Here is a 20,368-nt window from a genome sequence, read left to right as displayed (position 1 = left end):
TGGCGTTGCGCTTATCAGGTTCGGGTAATGCCTGTAAACTGTACCCACTTACATTTTCAGCTTAAGGAAGGCTCACGCATGCTCCCATCCCGTTCTGCTCCGGCTCCTTTTTACGAAAAGGTCAAACAGGAGATCAGCGAAAAAATTGCCAGCGGTATCTGGCAGCCTCACGATCGCATTCCGTCTGAGGCAGAGCTGGTGGCGCAGTATGGTTTCAGCCGCATGACCATCAACCGGGCGCTGCGTGAGTTAACGGATGAAGGTTTACTGGTGCGTTTGCAGGGCGTGGGGACGTTTGTCGCCGAGCCAAAAGGTCAGTCCGCGCTGTTTGAAATTCGCAGCATCGCGGATGAAATCAACGCCCGTCAGCATCAGCACCGGTGCGAAGTGCTGACGCTGGAAAGAACCCAGGCAAACGCGCAGCAGGCTTTGGTATTAAACGTCAAAGAAGGCACTGCTATTTTTCACTCTGTCATGGTGCACTACGAGAACGATCTGCCGGTACAGATTGAAGATCGCTGCGTGAATGCCGAAATTGTGCCGGAGTATCTGGCGCAGGATTACAGCCAGACTACGCCGCATGCTTACCTGTCGCTGATAGCCCCTTTAACGGAAGGTGAGCATATTGTTGAAGCGGTACGTGCCAGCGCTGAAGAGTGCGCGCTGCTGAATATCAAAGAACACGATCCCTGCCTGCTGATCCGCCGCAAGACCTGGTCTGCGTCTTCTATTGTCTCTCATGCCCGTTTGCTGTTCCCGGGTTCCCGCTATCGCCTGCAAGGGCGGTTTATGTCCTGATACAGGACATGAAAACCGTGATTGCTGACGCAATATAATAAAAATGTATCTTAATTGTTAAAATCATCCTTGCGGTGACTTGTATAGACAAGTATATGTTACTTATCTATCCGACGTTCGCGAGGAGTTTTCTGTCATGTCCCATAGCAAATATCGTCAGCAGGATATTCGTGCCCCACGCGGCACCACCTTAACGGCCAAAAGCTGGCTGACCGAAGCGCCGCTGCGCATGTTAATGAATAATCTGGATCCCGATGTGGCGGAAAATCCGCATGAGCTGGTGGTTTACGGCGGGATTGGCCGCGCCGCACGGGACTGGGAATGCTATGACGCCATCGTCAACGCGCTGACCAAACTGGAGACCGATGAGACGCTGCTGGTCCAGTCCGGAAAACCGGTAGGCGTATTTAAAACTCACGACAACGCACCGCGCGTGCTGATTGCCAACTCCAACCTGGTGCCGCACTGGGCTACCTGGGAACACTTTAATGAACTGGATGCCAAAGGGCTGGCGATGTATGGCCAGATGACCGCCGGGAGCTGGATCTACATCGGCAGTCAGGGCATCGTACAGGGCACTTATGAAACCTTCGTTGAGGCCGGGCGTCAGCATTATCAGGGTAACCTGAGCGGGCGCTGGGTTCTGACCGCCGGGCTGGGCGGTATGGGCGGGGCGCAACCGTTAGCCGCTACGCTTGCGGGGGCGTGTTCGCTGAATATTGAATGCCAGCAGAGCCGGATCGATTTCCGTCTGCGTACCCGTTACGTGGACGAGCAGGCCACCTCACTGGACGATGCGCTGGCGCGTATCGACAAATACACTCGCGAGGGTAAAGCGGTCTCCATTGCGCTGTGTGCGAACGCCGCCGACGTTGTGCCGGAACTGGTGAAGCGCGGTGTGCGCCCGGACATGGTCACCGACCAGACCAGCGCCCACGATCCACTGCACGGTTATCTGCCGTCCGGCTGGAGCTGGGATGAGTATCAGGCAAAAGCGGTGTCCGATCCGCAGGGCACGGTGCAGGCGGCGAAACGCTCCATGGCAACGCACGTTGAGGCGATGCTGGCGTTTAGCAAAATGGGCGTGCCGACGTTTGATTACGGCAATAACATTCGCCAGATGGCCAAAGAGATGGGCGTGGAAAACGCTTTTGATTTCCCCGGCTTCGTACCTGCTTACATTCGACCGTTGTTCTGTCGCGGCATTGGCCCGTTCCGTTGGGTGGCGCTTTCCGGCGATCCGCAGGATATTTATAAAACCGATGCCAAAGTGAAAGAGATCGTGGCTGATGATAAGCATCTGCACCACTGGCTGGATATGGCGCGTGAGCGGATTAATTTCCAGGGTTTACCGGCGCGTATCTGCTGGGTCGGTCTGGAATGGCGGCAAAAACTAGGGCTGGCGTTTAATGAAATGGTGCGCAGCGGTGAAGTATCCGCGCCGATTGTTATTGGCCGTGACCATCTGGACTCTGGCTCCGTTGCCAGCCCGAACCGCGAAACCGAAGCGATGCGCGACGGTTCAGACGCCGTATCCGACTGGCCGCTGCTGAACGCGCTGCTTAATACCGCCAGCGGCGCGACCTGGGTGTCGCTGCACCACGGTGGCGGGGTAGGAATGGGCTTCTCTCAGCATGCCGGGATGGTGATTGTTTGCGATGGCACCGATGAAGCCGCGGCGCGTATCGCCCGGGTCTTACATAACGATCCGGCGACAGGGGTGATGCGCCACGCCGACGCCGGATATGACATTGCGGTGGAATGCGCCGTCGAAGAAGGGCTGAATTTGCCGATGGTTGCCGCGACGCAGGAGAAACGCTGATATGAACACCATGACACTCACGCCGGGCCATCTGAGTTTTACCCAGCTACGTGAAATCTGGCAGCAGCCGGTCAAACTGAGTCTGGATGCCGGGGCAATCGATGCTATTAACGCCAGCGTCGCCTGCGTCAATAATATTGTCGCTGAAGGCCGTACGGCGTATGGCATTAATACCGGCTTTGGCCTGCTGGCCCAGACCCGTATCGCCACGGAAGATTTGCAGAATTTGCAGCGTTCGCTGGTGCTTTCCCATGCGGCAGGTGTCGGCGAGGCGCTGGACGACGCGATGGTGCGTCTGATTATGGTGCTGAAAATCAACAGCCTGGCGCGCGGTTTTTCCGGTATTCGCCTGAGCGTGATTGAAGCGCTGATTGCGCTGGTGAATGCCGAGGTGTATCCGCTGATCCCGGCGAAAGGCTCAGTGGGGGCATCGGGTGACCTGGCGCCGCTGGCGCATATGTCTTTGACGCTGCTCGGAGAAGGGAAGGCGCGCTGGCAGGGGGAATGGCTCCCGGCGACCGAAGCGCTGAAAAAGGCCGGGCTGGAGCCGATTACGCTGGAGGCGAAAGAAGGGCTGGCGCTGCTCAACGGAACTCAGGCGTCCACCGCCTTCGCGCTGCGCGGATTAATTGAAGCTCAGGAACTGTTCGCGTCTGCAACGGTGTGCGGGGCGCTGACCACCGAAGCCGTGCTGGGCTCTCGTCGTCCGTTTGATGCCCGTATTCATGCCGCACGAGGACAGCGTGGGCAGATTGATGCCGCGACGCTGTATCGTCACGTATTAACTGACACCAGCGCGCTTTCGCAGTCGCATCATAACTGTGAGAAAGTGCAGGATCCGTATTCTCTGCGCTGCCAGCCGCAGGTGATGGGGGCGTGTCTGACGCAAATGCGCCAGGCAATGGATGTTCTGCTGGTTGAAGCCAACGCGGTTTCCGACAACCCGCTGGTATTTGCCGAAGAGGGGGATGTCATTTCCGGCGGCAACTTCCATGCTGAACCGGTGGCGATGGCGGCAGATAATCTGGCGCTGGCGATTGCCGAAATCGGCTCGTTATCGGAGCGACGTATTGCGCTGATGATGGATAAACACATGTCGCAACTGCCGCCGTTTTTGGTGAAAAACGGTGGGGTGAACTCCGGCTTTATGATTGCTCAAGTCACGGCTGCCGCGCTGGCGAGCGAGAACAAAGCGCTGGCGCATCCGCATAGCGTGGACAGCCTGCCAACCTCCGCCAACCAGGAAGATCATGTCTCAATGGCGCCAGCGGCGGGGCGCAGACTGTGGGAGATGGCGGCGAATACGCGCGGCGTGATTGCCGTAGAGTGGCTGGCGGCGTGTCAGGGGATTGACCTGCGTGAAGGGTTAACCTCAAGCCCGCTGCTGGAGCAGGCGCGCCAGACGCTACGTGAGCAGGTTGCCCACTATACACAGGACCGTTTTTTCGCCCCGGATATCGAGTGCGCGACCGAACTGTTAGCACAAGGAACGTTGCTGAAATTGCTGCCCGAATTTCTGTAGAAAATTTCCTGATGGCGACGCTGACGCGTCTTATCAGGCCTACGGTCTGCTTTGTAGGCCGGATGAGGCTAAGCTGACATCCGGCACAACAGAACTTAGCTAAATAATGCGGTAACAGAAGCGCTGGCGAGCGAGTGGAAATGGACATTAAATCCGACCATCGCGCCGCTGGCGCCTTCATCGACATCAAGACGCTCCACATCCAGCGCATGAACCGTAAAGATATAGCGATGGGTTTCCCCTTTCGGCGGCGCAGCGCCACCATAACCGGCTTTACCAAAATCCGTGCGTGTTTGCAGCACGCCTTCCGGCAACGCAACCAGCCCCGAGCCGTAACCTTGTGGTAAAACCCGGGTATCTGCAGGCAGATTTACCACCACCCAGTGCCACCAGCCGGAGCCGGTTGGCGCATCAGGATCGTAACAGGTCACGACAAAGCTTTTAGTCCCGGCGGGCACATCATCCCATGCCAGATGCGGGGAAATATTATCCCCGTCATATCCCATGCCGTTAAAGACGTGGCGATGAGGAAGCTTTTCGCCATCGCGCAGATCGTTACTGATTAGTTTCATGCTGACTCCTCTCGTTAGCCAAAAAGTGTAGCCAGAAACCGTAGAGCTTACCGCTGGTTAATCGCTAAAAAATGTTGCATTGCGCACAGCCTCGTTGACGGCCTGGGTCAGACGACACAGTTGTTCGGGCTTGATGATGTACGGCGGCATCAGATAAATGAGCTTACCAAACGGTCTTACCCACACGCCCTGTTCGACAAAGAACTTCTGTAAAGCGGCCATATTCACCGGATGAGTGGTTTCTATCACGCCGATGGCACCAAGCACGCGCACGTCGGCGACCCAACGGGAATCTGCCGCCGGGGCGAGTTCTTCACGCAACTGCGCTTCAATGGCCGCGACCTGCGAGCGCCATTCGCCGGTTTCGAGCAGCGACAGGCTGGCGGAGGCGACGGCGCAGGCCAGTGGATTGCCCATGAAAGTCGGGCCGTGCATAAAACATCCGGCTTCACCGTTGCTGATGGTTTCCGCGACCTGGCGGGTGGTCAGAGTTGCGGAAAGGGTCATTGTCCCGCCGGTTAACGCTTTGCCAAGGCACAAAATATCCGGGGTGATATCGGCGTGTTCACAGGCAAACAGCTTGCCTGTACGACCAAATCCGGTGGCGATTTCATCGGCAATCAACAGGATACCTTCACGGTCACACATTTTACGGATGCGTTTTAACCATTCGGGGTGATACATGCGCATGCCGCCAGCGCCCTGCACAATCGGCTCAAGGATCACCGCCGCAATTTCGTGGCGATGCGCGGCCATCAGGCGGGCGAACGGTACCATATCCAGTTCGTCCCACTCGCCGCCCATGCGGCTTTGCGGGGCGGGCGCAAACAGGTTCTCCGGCAGATAACCCTTCCACAGACTGTGCATCGAGTTGTCGGGATCGCAGACCGACATTGCGCCGAAGGTGTCACCGTGATAACCGTTACGAAACGTCAGGAAACGCTGACGCGCTTCGCCTTTTGCCTGCCAGTATTGCAGCGCCATTTTCATCGCGACTTCCACGGCGACCGAACCAGAATCCGCGAGAAAAACGCACTCCAGCGCCTCGGGCGTCATCGCCACCAACTGGCGACACAGCGCAATAGCCGGGGCATGGGTAATGCCGCCAAACATCACGTGCGACATGGCATCAATCTGCGTTTTCATCGCGGCGTTCAGCTGCGGGTGATTGTAACCGTGGATCGCCGCCCACCAGGACGACATACCGTCAATCAGCCGCTCACCGTTGGCTAATAGCAGTTCACAACCTTCGGCACTGGCCACCGGATAAACCGGTAGCGGGGAGGTCATGGAGGTGTAAGGGTGCCAGATATGGCGTTGGTCAAACGCAAGATCGTCCGTTGTCATAATCGACTTGTAAACCAAATTAAAAAGATTTAGGTTTACGAGTCTACACCAAACTGACAACGAAACGTATATCAATATGGCTCATTCTTCTCGCTGGACAATGTCGCAAGTCACCGAATTATTTGAAAAACCCCTGCTGGATCTGCTGTTTGAAGCGCAACAAGTGCACCGTCAGCATTTTGATCCGCGGCAGGTACAGGTGAGTACGCTGCTGTCGATTAAAACCGGTGCCTGTCCGGAGGACTGCAAATACTGCCCGCAAAGTTCCCGCTATAAAACCGGTCTGGAAACCGAGCGTCTGATGGAAGTTGAGCAGGTTCTGGATTCCGCGCGTAAGGCGAAGCAGGCAGGTTCAACACGGTTTTGCATGGGGGCGGCGTGGAAGAATCCGCATGAGCGCGACATGCCTTATCTGGAACAGATGGTCCAGGGTGTAAAAGCGCTGGGGCTGGAAGCCTGTATGACGCTGGGCACGTTGGACGAAACCCAGGCTCAGCGCCTGGCCAGCGCGGGCCTGGACTACTACAACCATAACCTCGATACCTCGCCGGAGTTCTACGGTAATATCATCACCACCCGTTCGTACCAGGAGCGACTTGATACGCTGGATAAAGTGCGTGAGGCGGGGATTAAAGTCTGCTCTGGCGGTATCGTGGGGTTAGGGGAAACGGTTACCGATCGTGCCGGTTTATTGCTGCAACTGGCGAACCTACCCACACCGCCGGAAAGCGTCCCCATTAACATGCTGGTGAAAGTAAAGGGCACGCCGCTGGCCGATAACGACGATGTGGATGCGTTTGATTTTATTCGTACTATCGCTGTCGCGCGCATCATGATGCCGACCTCGTACGTGCGTCTTTCTGCCGGGCGCGAGCAGATGAACGAACAGACCCAGGCAATGTGTTTTATGGCCGGGGCCAACTCGATTTTCTACGGCTGCAAACTGCTCACTACACCCAACCCGAACGAAGACAAAGATCTGCTTTTATTCCGCAAACTCGGTCTGAATCCGCAGCAAACGGCGGTACTGGCGGGCGATAACGAACAGCAGCAACGTCTGGAGCAGGCGTTGCGCACCCCGGATACAGACGACTACTACAACGCGGCAACCGTATGACCTGGCAGCAAAAAATTGATGATGCGCTCACTTTGCGTCGTTCTGCTGATGCTCTGCGTCGCCGCTATGCGGTGACACAGGGGGCAGGGCGCTGGTTGTTGGCCGAGGGGCGTCAGTATCTGAATTTTTCCAGTAACGATTATCTGGGGTTGAGTCACCATCCACAGATAGTCTGTGCCTGGCAGCAGGGGGCTGAACGTTTTGGCGTCGGCAGCGGGGGTTCAGGCCATGTTAGCGGCTATTCCATCGCGCATCAGGCGCTGGAAGACGAACTGGCGCAATGGCTGGGTTATTCACGAGCATTGCTGTTCATTTCCGGTTTCGCCGCCAACCAGGCGGTGATCACAGCGTTGATGGGAAAAGATGACCGGATTGTCGCCGACCGCCTCAGCCATGCGTCGTTGCTGGAAGCGGCCAGTCTGAGTCCCGCCGTGTTACGCCGTTTTACCCATAACGACCCGCAACATTTGGCTCGTCTACTGTCTGCCCCCTGTCCGGGGCAGCAGTTGGTGGTGACCGAAGGCGTGTTCAGCATGGATGGCGACAGCGCACCACTGGCGGAAATTCACGCTGAGGCGCAGCACCAGAATGCGTGGTTGCTGGTGGATGATGCCCACGGTATAGGCGTTAGCGGTGAGGAAGGGCGTGGCTCATGCTTCCGACAGCAGGTGAAACCTGAGCTGTTAGTGGTGACCTTCGGGAAAGGATTTGGCGTCAGCGGCGCGGCAATCCTGTGTTCAGACAGCGTGGCCGATTATCTGCTGCAGTTTGCCCGTCATCTGATTTACAGCACCAGCATGCCGCCTGCTCAGGCGCAGGCATTGCGCGCCGCGCTGGCGGTGATCCGCAGTCGTGAGGGCGATGAACGCCGGGAAAAACTGGCCATGTTGATCCAACGTTTTCGTGCTGGCCTGGATATTGCGGATTTCACGCTGGCAAACTCAGACAGTGCCATCCAGCCATTGATCGTGGGCGATAACCATAAAGCACTGCAACTGGCGGAGGTTTTACGCGCCCAAGGTTGTTGGGTGACCGCCATCCGACCTCCTACGGTACCGGTCGGCACCGCCAGATTACGGCTGACGCTGACGCAGGCGCATGAATGCCAGGATATCGACCGCTTGCTGGAGGTGCTGCATGGCGCAGGTCAATAAGCAGGCCATTGCTGCTGCATTTGGACGCGCCGCTTCCCACTATGAACAACATGCCGGGCTACAGTGCCAAAGCGCCGACGCCTTGCTGGCGCTGCTTGGTGAACGGGATTATGCACGGGTACTGGATGCGGGGTGCGGCCCAGGGCGCATGAGTCGCTACTGGCGTGAGCAGGGAAGCGAAGTCAGCGCACTGGATCTTTCTGAACAAATGCTGGCAGAGGCACAGCGGCAAAATGCCGCCCACCACTATCTGCTGGCGGATATTGAAGCCATCCCTCAAAACGCTGCCACTTTTGACCTGGCCTGGAGCAATCTGGCGGTGCAGTGGTGCAGCGATTTACACGGCGCGTTAAGTGAGCTTTGCCGGGTTGTGCGCCCCGGAGGCACGGTGGCGTTTAGTACCCTGGCACACGGCTCGATGCCGGAATTACGCCGGGCGTGGCAAGCGGTAGATGACCGGGAGCACACCAACCGTTTCTTGCCCGTGGAGCAACTTGAAAAGGCTCTGCATGGCTGGGACGTCGAGTATCAGCTTCATCCGGTGACACTGTGGTTTGACGATGCGTTGAGCGCCATGCGCTCGCTCAAAGGGATCGGTGCGACGCATCTCCATGATGGACGCGAGCAGCGCGTACTGACCCGTTCACAGCTGCAGCAGTTACAGTTAGCCTGGCCCTCTGTACAGGGAAAATACCCGCTGACGTATCAACTTTTTTTAGGAGTAATTCAACGTGACCAGAACGTATTTTGTCACCGGGACGGACACTGAGGTTGGTAAAACAATTGCCAGCTGTGCGCTCCTGCAGGCCGCGGGACAATTGGGTTATCGAACGGTCGGCTATAAGCCCGTGGCGTCCGGTAGTGAAATAACGGCTGAGGGTCTGCGTAATAGCGATGCTCTGGCATTACAGCGCAACAGCGCTGTGGCAGTGCACTATACGGCAATCAATCCCTATACCTTTGCCGAACCCACGTCACCGCATATCATCAGCGCTGACGAAGGTCGCCCTATTCAGGCCTCAGTGATGTCTGCGGGGCTACGTAAGCTGGAAGAGCAGGCTGACTGGGTGCTGGTGGAAGGCGCTGGCGGTTGGTTTACGCCGCTTTCACCCACGTTGAGTTTTTCTGACTGGGTACAAACAGAACAACTGCCGGTGATTCTGGTGGTTGGCGTCAAGCTTGGCTGCATCAACCATGCCATTCTGACTGCGCAAGCGGTACAGCAGGCAGGGTTGACGCTGGCGGGGTGGGTCGCCAATGATGTGACTCCGCCAGGGAAACGCCATGCTGAATATATGGCAACGCTGAAACGCGCGATTCCGGCTCCGCTGCTGGGGGAAATCCCATGGCTGGAGGACGAGCCAGAACGCGCAACGACAGGGCACTATCTCGACCTTAGCGTTTTGCCTCTGGCGCCATCCAGTCGTTAAGAAACGGGTCGCTGAGCTGCGCCAGTTGTCCCTGGGCCACATTGCGTCCGCGATGTAACAGGCAATAGCAATCAGCGACCCGACGAATAAACGGCAGGCTTTGCTCTGCGAGCATTATGGCGATGCCCAACTCCTGGCTTAGCCTCACAATCAGGTTCCCCAGCTTGTGGATATACGCCTGGCCCGTTCCTCGCGTAGGCTCATCGAGGATTAGCAGGCGTGGGCGTGTAACCAGCGCGCTGGCGAGTGCAAGCTGGTGCTGATTTTCCTCTGATAAGGCAACCCCTTTGGTCTGACGCAGACTGTACAACTGTGGGAAGAGGCGGTATATATCGCTGTTGTTCATCGTTTCGCTTTCCTCAACCGCCTGGCGCGCAATATGCAGATTTTCCTCGACCGTCAGTTGCGAAAAAATCCGTCTCTGTTGTGAAACGGAGTTAATACCCAGCGCAATGCGATTTGCCGCTGGGATCGGACTCAGATCGCGCGGTGGCGCGCCTGCCTGATGCCAGACCATCGTACCGCTTTCGATAGGCAAATTGCCGATGATGCAATTGGCCAGCGTCGTTTTCCCCATCCCCGGAAGTCCCAGCACACCGGTACATTTGCCGGGCTGCAGGTCGAGATCCACATCCCATAGCGTGTGCTGGTTACCGTAATAGTGATTCACTGCGCGAAGACTCAACATAGGTTTTCTCCATCATGAAGTTATCCGCCCGACAGGCCGGGGAGCAGAAGAAAATTGCAAATCTCTTGCCACAAATGGGAAATGCGCGAAAAACAGCGGGATAGCGTGATCCATCGGCAGCGATGTCTGGTTTTTAACGATCCGGGTTAATTTTGCGCACATTGCCAGTGCCTGGTCGCGTCGGGATGGTGCAGGCAGGTAAATGGTGAAAATGCGAGCAAGATCTCGACAGCCTCCAGGGCTCCGTTGGCTGATAAATATAAAAAAATGGCGATAATTTTTTTTTATCCCACCCGAAAAGAGCAAGTCGGTGTTTTTGCCAGGCGGCAGTCAGCACGGGCTGGAGGCAGTTATCCACTATTCCTGTGGATAACCTTGTGTATTAGAGTTAGAAAACACAATGTAAGCGAGAGAAGACGCGGCCTGCGACTAAATTGATGCGAAAGACGGCTCGAGAGAATAGTTATTGAAATACAGAATGTTAGATAAAAGCAATGGCTGTCGCGGAAGTGTCATGCGTTGCCATAAAACTTTCATCTGCCGTCTTGACAAATGTTAAAAAAGTCATTGGTTTGGGGATAACACATTTTTACTGGTGTTTTATCTCGCCAGCGCCAAAATTTTAGCCTGCTCTGACGGGCATTCTGATGGCGTAACAGAAATATTCTGGTGCGTTACTGTTTTTTCATCCAGTATATTTTACTGGCAAAATATACTGCTGCGAGTAAAATTACACACCTGCCCGCCCATTGCTTCAGGTAGCTGCTCATGAGTAAACCGTTCAAACTGAATTCCGCTTTTAAACCCTCTGGCGATCAGCCTGAGGCGATTCGTCGCCTGGAAGAAGGGCTGGAGGATGGTCTGGCGCATCAGACGCTGCTCGGGGTGACGGGGTCGGGGAAGACATTCACTATTGCCAACGTGATTGCGGATTTACAGCGTCCGACGATGGTGCTGGCCCCTAACAAAACCCTCGCAGCCCAGTTGTACGGCGAGATGAAAGAGTTCTTCCCGGATAACGCAGTGGAATATTTCGTCTCCTACTACGACTATTATCAGCCGGAGGCTTATGTCCCGAGCTCTGATACTTTTATCGAGAAAGATGCGTCGGTAAACGAACACATTGAACAGATGCGTTTGTCGGCGACCAAAGCCCTGCTTGAACGGCGGGATGTGGTGGTGGTGGCCTCTGTTTCCGCGATCTATGGTCTGGGCGATCCGGATCTGTATCTGAAGATGATGTTGCATCTGACGGTGGGGATGATTATCGACCAGCGCGCGATCCTGCGCCGGCTTGCTGAACTGCAATACACGCGTAACGATCAGGCATTCCAGCGCGGGACGTTCCGCGTGCGTGGTGAGGTGATCGACATCTTTCCGGCCGAATCTGACGATATCGCGCTGCGTGTTGAACTGTTTGATGAAGAAGTTGAGCGCTTGTCGCTGTTCGACCCGCTAACCGGGCAGGTTGAATCCACTATTTCGCGCTTCACCATTTACCCGAAAACCCACTATGTGACGCCGCGCGAACGTATCGTGCAGGCAATGGAAGAAATTAAAGTCGAGCTGGCGGAGCGCCGCAAAATCCTGCTGGCGAACAACAAACTGGTAGAAGAACAGCGTTTAAGCCAGCGTACGCAGTTCGATCTGGAAATGATGAACGAGCTGGGTTACTGCTCGGGGATTGAAAACTATTCACGCTATCTGTCCGGACGCGGTCCTGGCGAGCCGCCGCCGACGCTGTTTGATTACCTGCCTGCCGATGGCCTGTTGGTGGTGGATGAATCTCACGTTACGATTCCGCAAATTGGTGGCATGTACCGTGGCGACCGGGCACGAAAAGAGACGCTGGTTGAGTATGGATTCCGTCTGCCGTCGGCGCTGGATAACCGTCCGCTGAAGTTTGAAGAGTTCGAGGCGCTGGCACCGCAGACCATTTATGTTTCAGCGACACCGGGCAACTATGAGCTGGAGAAATCCGGTGATGAAGTTGTCGATCAGGTGGTACGACCGACCGGCCTGCTGGATCCGGTCATTGAAGTGCGTCCGGTGGCGACACAGGTTGATGACCTGCTGTCCGAGATCCGCACCCGTGCGGCGATTAACGAACGTGTGTTGGTCACAACGCTCACCAAACGCATGGCGGAGGATCTCACCGAATACCTCGAAGAACATGGCGAGCGGGTGCGCTATCTGCACTCCGACATCGATACCGTGGAACGTATGGAAATCATTCGTGATTTGCGCCTGGGCGAGTTTGACGTGCTGGTTGGTATCAACCTGTTGCGAGAAGGCCTGGACATGCCTGAGGTCTCTCTGGTGGCGATTCTGGATGCGGACAAAGAAGGGTTCCTGCGTTCGGAACGATCGCTTATCCAGACCATAGGTCGAGCGGCGCGTAACATCAACGGTAAAGCGATTCTCTACGGCGATAAAATTACCGCCTCAATGGAGAAGGCCATTGGTGAAACTGAACGTCGTCGCGAGAAGCAGCAACTGTATAACGAAGAACACGGTATTACGCCACAGGGGCTGAACAAGAAAGTCGTTGATATTCTGGCGTTGGGTCAGAATATTGCGAAGACCAAAGCGAAAGGCAAAGGGAAGTCACGTGCCGGGGCGAAATCCGAGGTTGTTGAGCTGGACATGACGCCGAAAGCGCTGCAGCAGAAGATTCACGAGTTAGAAGGTCAGATGATGCAGCATGCCCAGAACCTTGAGTTCGAAGAGGCCGCGACGATCCGCGACCAGTTGCATCAACTGCGCGAGCTGTTTATCGCGGCGTCTTAACGCGATGCCGGATGGCGGGGGAGACCCGTTATCAGGCCTACAAGCGCACCTGTAGGCCTGATAAGCGCAGCGCATCAGGCAAATACGTTCAACCTAACGCCTGCACCGCTTTCTCCAGCGCGCTATGCAGCAGTTGACGGTCATGACGGTAGGGAATATCGCTGGCCTCCAGTTCATCCTGAATCACAATGCGGTCGGTAACGGCGGAAACATCCACTTTTGGTCCGACAATCACCGCATCAATCACCTTCTTACCAACATATTGCTCAATGATGGCCAGCTTATCGGCAAGCGTCAGGCTGGCGGCAGGCAGGCTGAGTTCGCGTCCCAGATTGCCGATATAAACCATTGGTGCCGGTGTGCGACGTAACGCCTGTGCCAGTTCGTCGAGCAGCAGGATCGGCATCAGGCTGGTGTAAAAACTGCCTGGTCCTATCAGAATCAAATCCGCTTCGGCGATGGTTTCAATCGCCTCTCGCGTGGCGGGAACTTTAGGTGAGAGCATTAATTCTTGCGGCAGGGTAGTGAGCTGGTCGATATTTACTTCGCCATACACTTCATGTCCCTGATCGTCGAGCGCCATCAGGTCCACCGGTAGTTCTGACATGGGAATTAAATGTGCATCAACTTTTAGCAGGCTACGAATTAAATTGATGGCTTCCAGAGGCCGCACGCTGAGGTGATCGAGCGCCTTTAACATCAGATTTCCGAGGTTATGGCCGGAAAGTTCGCCATTACCGCCAAAACGATACTCAAACATCGCCGATGCGACGCTTGGTTGGGTAATTAACTGGTTGAGGCAGTTCCGCATGTCTCCCCAGGCAATACCGCCTTCTGAACGGCGAATTCGCCCCGTGGAACCGCCGTTATCGGTGGTCGTGACGATGCCCGTCAGGCGTGAACCTAAAGAAGAAAGTGACGACAGAACGCGTCCTAATCCATGCCCTCCGCCGAGAGCGACAACGCGATCCAGATCTGCCAGCGTACGAGTGCGCATAGTTATTCCTGATATCAATTGATCGGCGCTACAGTAACGTAAATAGCGTGTTTTCAGCAATTATCCAGTCGGCATCTGCCGTAATTTTTTTCTGCGATCTACCCCTTTCTGACGACATCCACCTGATAGCAAGATGATGTATATCAATGCAAAACGATGGTTTTTGCTTATTCTGTAGCGAAATTGCACGATCATGCCGCTATATACATATTTATACAGCGAAAGTGTACATGGCAAAAGTGTCATTTACACGCTAGTATCGGCATAACCACAATGTACTCGAAGCATGACGAGTATAAACACTCTAGCCTCTGCACCTGGGTCAAATGATACGGTGCTTTGGCCGTGACGATACGTGAATACGATTGTCACCAGGGCGCAGGAAGAAATGACTTCGCCTCCCGTATTTGGAAAGGTGTACATGGGCTCTCAACTTACCGATGCATTCGCGCGTAAGTTTTACTACTTGCGTTTGTCGATTACCGATGTGTGTAACTTTCGTTGCACTTACTGTCTGCCAGATGGCTATAAGCCAGGTGGTGTGACTAATAACGGCTTTCTGACCGTTGATGAAATTCGCCGCGTCACGCGTGCGTTCGCCAGCCTGGGAACGGAAAAAGTGCGTCTGACAGGTGGCGAACCGTCACTGCGTCGCGATTTTACCGACATTATTGCTGCCGTACGTGAAAACGACGCCATCCGTCAGATTGCGGTAACCACCAATGGTTATCGTCTGGCGCGCGATGCTGCTGCCTGGCGCGATGCCGGGCTGACGGCACTCAACGTCAGCGTCGACAGCCTGGATGCCCGTCAGTTTCACGCCATTACCGGGCAGGATAAGTTTCAGCAGGTGATGGCGGGGATTGACGCCGCCTTCGATGCCGGTTTTGAAAAAGTGAAAGTTAACACCGTGCTGATGCGCGACGTAAACCATCATCAACTGGACACCTTCCTTGCGTGGATCCAACCTCGGCCAATCCAACTGCGTTTTATTGAACTGATGGAAACGGGTGAGGGCAGCTCTCTCTTCCGCAAACACCATATCTCCGGGCAGGTACTGCGCGATGAACTGCTTAAGCGCGGCTGGATCCACCAGTTACGCCAGCGCAGCGACGGTCCGGCTCAGGTTTTCTGTCATCCTGACTATGCCGGTGAAATTGGTCTGATCATGCCTTATGAGAAAGACTTCTGCGCCACCTGCAATCGCCTGCGTGTTTCATCCGTCGGCAAACTTCATCTGTGTTTATTTGGTGAAGGCGGGGTGAACTTGCGTGATTTGCTGACCGACGACGCCCTGCAGGCTGCGCTTGAAGAACGTATCTCTGCCGCGTTGCTGGAGAAAAAGCAGACCCATTTCCTGCATCAGAACAATACCGGTATTACGCAAAACTTATCTTACATTGGCGGCTGATCGCTAAAAGGAGTTTCTCATGAGTCAGGTAAGCGCTGAATTTATCCCGACACGCATTGCTATTCTTACTGTTTCCAACCGTCGTGGCGAAGAAGATGACACCTCCGGCCATTATCTGCGCGACTCGGCGCTGGAGGCGGGTCATCAGATTGTTGATAAGGCGATTGTCAAAGAGAACCGCTATGTGATTCGCGCTCAGGTTTCAGCCTGGATTGCCAGTGACGATGTGCAAGTGGTGCTCATTACCGGCGGCACTGGGTTAACCGAAGGGGACCAGGCACCGGAAGCGCTGCTACCGCTGTTTGACAGAGAAGTTGAAGGGTTTGGCGAAGTCTTCCGTATGCTCTCCTTTGAGGAGATTGGTACCGCGACGCTGCAGTCTCGAGCGGTTGCCGGGGTGGCCAATAAAACGCTGATTTTCGCCATGCCGGGGTCGACCAAAGCGTGTTGTACCGCCTGGGAAAATATCATTGCGCCGCAGCTTGATGCCCGTACGCGTCCGTGTAATTTCCACCCACATTTGAAGAAATAAGTATGTCGCAACTGACTCATATTAACGCCGCTGGCGAAGCGCATATGGTGGATGTCTCCGCCAAAGCGGAAACCGTACGCGAGGCACGTGCTGAAGCATTCGTGACCATGCGTAGCGAAACGCTGGCGATGATTATCGATGGCAGCCACCATAAGGGTGATGTATTCGCCACGGCGCGTATTGCGGGTATTCAGGCCGCCAAACGTACCTGGGATCTTATCCCGCTGTGTCACCCACTGATGCTGAGCAAGGTCGAAGTCAATCTTCACGCCGAGCCGGAGCACAATCGCGTACGCATTGAAACGCTGTGTCGCCTGACCGGTAAAACCGGCGTTGAAATGGAAGCGTTAACGGCTGCCTCCGTAGCGGCGTTGACCATTTACGATATGTGCAAAGCGGTGCAAAAGGATATGGTGATTGGTCCGGTGCGTTTGCTGGCAAAAAGCGGCGGCAAGTCGGGGGATTTTAAGGTGGATGCACATGATTAAGGTTCTCTTCTTTGCTCAGGTACGCGAACTGGTCAACACCGATGCGCTAGAAATGACGGCTGAATTTCCAACGGTAGAAGCGCTGCGCAAGCATCTTGCGGCAAAAAGCGATCGCTGGGCGTTGGCGCTGGAAGATGGCAAGCTGCTGGCGGCGGTAAACCAGACGCTGGTCGATTTTGACCATCCTCTTAACGCGGGTGATGAAGTCGCTTTCTTCCCGCCGGTAACCGGAGGCTAAAATGACTGAAACGCGAATTGTTGTTGGCCATGCGCCGTTTCGCGTCGGGGATGAGTATCCCTGGCTGGCAGAGCGCGATGAAGACGGCGCGGTGGTCACCTTCACCGGTAAAGTGCGCAATCATAATCTGGGTGACAGCGTGCAGGCATTAATGCTGGAACACTATCCAGGGATGACTGAAAAAGCGCTGGCGGAGATTGTCGACGAAGCGCGTTCGCGCTGGCCGCTGGGCCGGGTAACGGTGATCCATCGTATTGGCGAACTGTGGCCGGGCGATGAAATTGTTTTTGTCGGTGTGACCAGTGCACATCGTAGTAGCGCGTTTGATGCCGGGCAATTCATTATGGATTACCTGAAAACGCGTGCGCCGTTCTGGAAACGCGAAGCCACGCCAGAAGGTGAACGTTGGGTCGACGCCCGCGACAGCGATAAGCAAGCAGCAAAACGCTGGTAGAGTACAATTGGTTTAGGCACATACTGACTCAGGAGATTGTCATGGACCGATTCCCACGATCCGATTCTATTGTGCAGGCCCGTTCCGGCCTGCAAACCTACATGGCGCAGGTCTACGGCTGGATGACCTGTGGGTTGTTACTGACGGCGTTTATTGCATGGTACGCGGCGAATACGCCTGCGGTGATGATGTTTGTCTTTTCCAGCAAAATTACCTTCTTTGGGCTGATCATTGCACAGCTGGCGCTGGTATTTGTCCTGTCCGGCATGGTGCAAAAGCTCAGCGCTGGAATGGCAACGACGCTGTTTATGCTCTACTCGGCGTTAACCGGTCTGACGCTATCAAGCATTTTCATTGTCTATACCTATTCGTCTATCGCCAGTACCTTTGTGGTCACCGGCGGGATGTTCGGTATCATGAGTTTGTACGGCTACACCACCAAACGCGATCTCAGCGGCTTCGGCAACATGCTGTTTATGGCGTTAATTGGTATCGTTCTGGCCTCGTTGGTTAACTTCTGGCTGAAGAGCGAAGCGCTGATGTGGGCGGTGACCTACATTGGGGTGATCGTGTTTGTCGGCCTGACCGCCTATGACACGCAAAAGCTGAAAAATATCGGTGAGCAAATTGACCTGCGCGACAGTTCCAACTTGCGTAAATACGCCATTCTTGGGGCGTTAACGCTGTATCTGGACTTCATCAACCTGTTCCTGATGCTGCTGCGTATTTTCGGTAATCGTCGTTAATTCTCTGTTGCCGGATAAGGCGTTACGCCCCATCCGGCACTACAGTCACGGTGATTTAGCCATCGCTTCCTCGTTTTTTACCCGCGCTTTTTCGTCCAACTTCGCTATCAGGTTTTTCCTCCTGCATCCTCGGTTTGAATGCGATCTTGTGTTTCGATCGCGGGTTGTGCTGGCGGCTCCACTTCAGTCAGGCGCGGAGTGTGTGCCGGTAGCCAACCGACCAGTGCCGGGAAGTGGCGTAAAAAGTGAAATGCTAATACGCTTTTGGTCAGGTTCCACCAGGTGCGTCTGGGTAACATTGATTCATCAACTCGCTGGCAGTCCTGCGCAATAATGGGAGTCAGATTGTCGCGCAGGATCTGATTGAAAGCACGGTCATGAATAATGAGATTGGCTTCCAGATTCAGCGACAGACTGAGCGGGTCAAGATTGCTGGACCCGACGGTAGCCCAGTGATCGTCCATCAGCGCCACTTTGCCATGCAGCGGCTTGCGGTGATATTCGTAGACGTGGACGCCCCCTTTGACCAGATAGTTATACAGCAGCCGGGCGCCCACTTTCACAATGGGTATATCAGGCTCGCCCTGAACGATGAGTTTTACCCGTACGCCGCGTCGTGCTGCTTTACGCAGGGCATGCAACAGACGATAACCGGGGAAGAAATAGGCATTGGCAATAATCACTTCCCGCTTTGCCTGCGCGAGCATTTTCAAATAATGGCGTTCAATATCATCGCGATGTTCCTCGTTATCACGCCAGACGAACAGCGCCTGCGCTTCACCGGGGCGATGATTTTCGACTGCCCGGTGATGCCGTCGCCACCAGCGGCGTACGGCGCTTTGTCCCGGCAGGTTTTCCAGCACGAATGTCAGAATATCAACCACAATCGGACCTTCAACACGCACAGCGTAATCTTGCTTGGCTTCCGGCCCGTAGTCAGACATGTGTTCGGCGGAGTAATTAATACCGCCGACGAAGGCGATGCGATCGTCAATGACCACAATTTTGCGATGCATCCGGCGAAACAGATTGGTGCGCATCCCGAACAGGCGTGGGCGCGGATCGTAATAACGGAAAACAATACCCGCCGCGGTTAACTCTTCGACAAAGCTGTCGCTTAGATCCGGTGAGCCGTAGCCGTCCAGCAACACCTCTGCGGCGATCCCGCGGTGTGCGGCAGCGAGCAGTGCGGCATGTAGCTGTTTCCCGACCGCATCTTCAAACCAGATAAAGGTCTCCAGAATGATTTTTTGCTCCGCGTGCTCAATCGCGTGAAATACGGCGGGATAGTACTGATCGCCATTTTCCAGTAGCTGAATTTGATTGCCTTCACGCCAGCCAGTTTTCATACACGAATCTCCGCGCTCAGGGGGGCATGATCGGACAAATGTCGCCAGTGACGCAGCGCCAGCGTCGTTGGGGTACTGGCATTCGCGTTTTTTACATAGATCCTGTCCAGACGCAGCAGGGGAAACTGCACCGGAAATGTTCGCGCCGGGCGACCGTGAGCGCGGGTAAAAATCTCGTCAAGGCCGGCCTGGCTCTTCAACGGATAATTTGCCTGTTGTCGCCAGTCGTTAAAATCGCCAGCAACCACCACGGGATCCGCGTTGGGCAGGGCATTGACCCAATTTGCCAGCATGCTGAGCTGTGCCTGGCGATGGGCTTCACGCAAACCGAGGTGGACGCACATCACATGAATCGGGCGGGAAAGCATCGGCGGCATAATGCGACAGTAAAGCACACCGCGTTTTTCACTCGTGCCAACGGATACATCACGGTTTTCATAATGCTCAATGGGGTAGCGCGATAGCACGGCGTTGCCGTGATGCCCCTGTGAATACACGGCATTGCGCCCGTAGGCGAAATCGCACCACATGGTGTCGGCCAGAAACTCGTAATGGCTGGTATCCGGCCAGTTTTCTATCTGCAGTGAGTGTACGTCGTGAGCGCCCAGCACTTCCTGCAGGCACACAATATCTGCGCCAACTGCCCTGACGGCATCCCGCAGCTCGGGCAAAATAAAGCGTCTGTTAAAGGCGGTGAAACCCTTGTGAGTGTTAATGGTGAGCACATTGAATGAAAATCGGTCTGCTGATTCGCTCATGATTCTCCCGTTGGCGTCACTTTCCTGACTCTCTCCATCATCCTTCGGGATGGGGGGTTTGACCGTATCGCGAATTCTGTGGCGAAATAAATAGTGTAGTCGCCGTCACAAAAAGATGCGGTGTTGCGGAATTTTCCGTAAAGTCCGGTACTCTG

Annotated in this window: 20 protein-coding genes and 1 riboswitch; of the genes, 14 read left to right on the top strand and 6 right to left on the bottom strand. The window is 55.1% G+C overall.

Going from position 1 to position 20,368, the window contains the following annotated elements:
• Positions 1–78: 78 nt before the first annotated feature.
• The 3 genes from G8S19_RS15345 (at position 79) to hutH (ending at position 4,142) form a co-directional block, all read left to right on the top strand.
• Entirely contained in the window at positions 79–798 is a 720-nt protein-coding gene (locus G8S19_RS15345; RefSeq protein WP_253685500.1) for a histidine utilization repressor, read from the top strand.
• Positions 799–934: 136 nt separating this feature from the next.
• Positions 935–2,620 carry a urocanate hydratase gene (hutU, locus tag G8S19_RS15340; RefSeq protein WP_101741874.1) on the top strand — a complete coding sequence of 562 codons (1,686 nt, stop codon included), beginning with the start codon at positions 935–937 and terminating at the stop codon, positions 2,618–2,620.
• A gap of 1 nt (position 2,621) precedes the next feature.
• Positions 2,622–4,142 carry a histidine ammonia-lyase gene (gene hutH / locus G8S19_RS15335; RefSeq protein ID WP_253685498.1) on the top strand — a complete coding sequence of 507 codons (1,521 nt, stop codon included), beginning with the start codon at positions 2,622–2,624 and terminating at the stop codon, positions 4,140–4,142.
• 95 nt (positions 4,143–4,237) lie between these two features.
• Here the strand turns inward: hutH and G8S19_RS15330 are convergent, their stop codons facing one another.
• Positions 4,238–4,714 (bottom strand): kinase inhibitor, encoded by a 477-nt coding sequence (locus G8S19_RS15330; protein ID WP_253685496.1) that lies wholly within the window; start codon positions 4,712–4,714, stop codon positions 4,238–4,240.
• Between the two features lie 57 nt (positions 4,715–4,771).
• Positions 4,772–6,061, bottom strand: a complete 1,290-nt coding sequence (bioA, locus tag G8S19_RS15325; protein WP_253685494.1) for an adenosylmethionine--8-amino-7-oxononanoate transaminase — start codon at positions 6,059–6,061, stop codon at positions 4,772–4,774.
• A 76-nt stretch (positions 6,062–6,137) separates the two neighbouring features.
• On the opposite strand from bioA, the gene bioB reads away from it, so the two are divergent.
• The 4 genes from bioB to bioD are packed head-to-tail and all read left to right on the top strand — an operon-like array spanning position 6,138 to position 9,762.
• Entirely contained in the window at positions 6,138–7,178 is a 1,041-nt protein-coding gene (bioB, locus tag G8S19_RS15320) for a biotin synthase BioB (RefSeq protein ID WP_061067563.1), read from the top strand.
• Complete coding sequence (bioF, locus tag G8S19_RS15315; protein WP_061067564.1) at positions 7,175–8,332, top strand: 8-amino-7-oxononanoate synthase; 1,158 nt, start codon at positions 7,175–7,177, stop codon at positions 8,330–8,332. The genes bioB and bioF overlap by 4 nt, the downstream gene beginning before the upstream one ends.
• Positions 8,316–9,101, top strand: coding sequence for a malonyl-ACP O-methyltransferase BioC (gene bioC / locus G8S19_RS15310; RefSeq protein ID WP_116361006.1), 786 nt, complete (start codon positions 8,316–8,318; stop codon positions 9,099–9,101). Before bioF ends, bioC begins: the two co-directional genes overlap by 17 nt.
• Entirely contained in the window at positions 9,064–9,762 is a 699-nt protein-coding gene (bioD, locus tag G8S19_RS15305) for a dethiobiotin synthase (RefSeq protein ID WP_101741870.1), read from the top strand. The genes bioC and bioD overlap by 38 nt, the downstream gene beginning before the upstream one ends.
• On the opposite strand, the gene G8S19_RS15300 is transcribed toward bioD, so the two are convergent.
• Positions 9,728–10,450: an ABC transporter ATP-binding protein gene (locus G8S19_RS15300; RefSeq protein ID WP_101741869.1), complete on the bottom strand. Its 723-nt coding sequence runs from the start codon at positions 10,448–10,450 to the stop codon at positions 9,728–9,730. The genes bioD and G8S19_RS15300 overlap by 35 nt on opposite strands.
• Positions 10,451–11,218: 768 nt before the next feature.
• On the opposite strand from G8S19_RS15300, the gene uvrB reads away from it, so the two are divergent.
• Positions 11,219–13,240, top strand: coding sequence for an excinuclease ABC subunit UvrB (gene uvrB, locus G8S19_RS15295; protein WP_101741868.1), 2,022 nt, complete (start codon positions 11,219–11,221; stop codon positions 13,238–13,240).
• 88 nt (positions 13,241–13,328) lie between these two features.
• Here uvrB and yvcK read toward each other — a convergent pair whose 3' ends face one another.
• Complete coding sequence (yvcK, locus tag G8S19_RS15290) at positions 13,329–14,237, bottom strand: uridine diphosphate-N-acetylglucosamine-binding protein YvcK (protein ID WP_005123744.1); 909 nt, start codon at positions 14,235–14,237, stop codon at positions 13,329–13,331.
• Positions 14,238–14,525: 288 nt separating this feature from the next.
• A riboswitch (molybdenum cofactor riboswitch) is annotated at positions 14,526–14,671 on the top strand.
• Here yvcK and moaA point away from each other — a divergent pair.
• The 6 genes from moaA to G8S19_RS15260 all read left to right on the top strand — a co-directional run bounded on the left by moaA (position 14,659) and on the right by G8S19_RS15260 (position 18,106).
• A complete protein-coding gene (gene moaA / locus G8S19_RS15285; RefSeq protein ID WP_253685492.1) occupies positions 14,659–15,648 on the top strand; it encodes a GTP 3',8-cyclase MoaA in 990 nt (329 codons plus the stop codon). (Overlaps the previous riboswitch by 13 nt.)
• Positions 15,649–15,667: 19 nt before the next feature.
• Complete coding sequence (gene moaB, locus G8S19_RS15280; protein ID WP_253685490.1) at positions 15,668–16,180, top strand: molybdenum cofactor biosynthesis protein B; 513 nt, start codon at positions 15,668–15,670, stop codon at positions 16,178–16,180.
• A gap of 2 nt (positions 16,181–16,182) precedes the next feature.
• A complete protein-coding gene (gene moaC, locus G8S19_RS15275; protein ID WP_003035188.1) occupies positions 16,183–16,668 on the top strand; it encodes a cyclic pyranopterin monophosphate synthase MoaC in 486 nt (161 codons plus the stop codon).
• Complete coding sequence (gene moaD, locus G8S19_RS15270; protein ID WP_101741864.1) at positions 16,661–16,906, top strand: molybdopterin synthase sulfur carrier subunit; 246 nt, start codon at positions 16,661–16,663, stop codon at positions 16,904–16,906. Before moaC ends, moaD begins: the two co-directional genes overlap by 8 nt.
• Before the next feature lies 1 nt (position 16,907).
• On the top strand, positions 16,908–17,360 hold the full coding sequence (gene moaE, locus G8S19_RS15265; RefSeq protein ID WP_101741863.1) for a molybdopterin synthase catalytic subunit MoaE: 453 nt from the start codon (positions 16,908–16,910) through the stop codon (positions 17,358–17,360).
• Positions 17,361–17,401: 41 nt separating this feature from the next.
• On the top strand, positions 17,402–18,106 hold the full coding sequence (locus G8S19_RS15260) for a Bax inhibitor-1/YccA family protein (protein WP_040230421.1): 705 nt from the start codon (positions 17,402–17,404) through the stop codon (positions 18,104–18,106).
• A gap of 107 nt (positions 18,107–18,213) precedes the next feature.
• Here the strand turns inward: G8S19_RS15260 and clsB are convergent, their stop codons facing one another.
• Together clsB and G8S19_RS15250 are read right to left on the bottom strand one after the other, a co-directional pair.
• Positions 18,214–19,455, bottom strand: coding sequence for a cardiolipin synthase ClsB (gene clsB / locus G8S19_RS15255; protein ID WP_137363673.1), 1,242 nt, complete (start codon positions 19,453–19,455; stop codon positions 18,214–18,216).
• Positions 19,452–20,213, bottom strand: coding sequence for an endonuclease/exonuclease/phosphatase family protein (locus tag G8S19_RS15250; protein ID WP_253685488.1), 762 nt, complete (start codon positions 20,211–20,213; stop codon positions 19,452–19,454). Before G8S19_RS15250 ends, clsB begins: the two co-directional genes overlap by 4 nt.
• Positions 20,214–20,368 lie beyond the last annotated feature (155 nt).

Source organism: Citrobacter sp. SX206 (assembly GCF_024181025.1).
Classification (GTDB): Bacteria; Pseudomonadota; Gammaproteobacteria; order Enterobacterales; family Enterobacteriaceae; genus Citrobacter; species Citrobacter youngae.
Note: the sequence above shows the minus strand (reverse complement) of the source record. Positions and strands in the feature narration are given on the sequence as shown.